Genomic DNA, 378 nt, shown 5'->3' with positions numbered 1-378 from the left:
CCGTCTTGAAACTCTTCAGCAATGTCCTCATCTCTTTCTATCTTTTTTAATACTTCAGCTTCATGAGCGCCGATTTATAGGCGTCAATAAAATTTGATTTTCACTAGCCTGTGGTCTGTGGGTATTCAAATAATTCTTTTACATTACAAAACCATCTTAAAAATGTAACTTGATTTAGTAAATGCTGATTATAAGTATAATAATGCCTATTAGTTTGGGTTCGGTTTGCCTTTAAAGTTCCTTTTCTATCTCAACGTTATAATATCTTAACAGATACGCCTAAAAGTCAACAAAATCCTTTGGTTTATAATTTGTGATATTTAATGAGTTCATTTAACGCTCTCCTTTGGAGAAATTTGAACACATTTAATCATAACA

At 31.2% G+C, this 378-nt stretch carries 1 pseudogene; it reads right to left on the bottom strand.

What is annotated here, in order from left to right:
• Positions 1-136 precede the first annotated feature (136 nt).
• A pseudogene (locus tag B2S90_RS10990) lies at positions 137-333 on the bottom strand (IS607 family transposase); the annotation flags it as partial.
• Positions 334-378: the final 45 nt, after the last annotated feature.

The sequence above is a fragment of the Catenibacterium sp. UBA627 genome, from assembly GCF_002299355.1.
In the GTDB taxonomy this organism is placed as follows: Bacteria; Bacillota_I; Bacilli_A; order Erysipelotrichales; family Coprobacillaceae; genus Catenibacterium; species Catenibacterium mitsuoka.
Note: the sequence above shows the minus strand (reverse complement) of the source record. Positions and strands in the feature narration are given on the sequence as shown.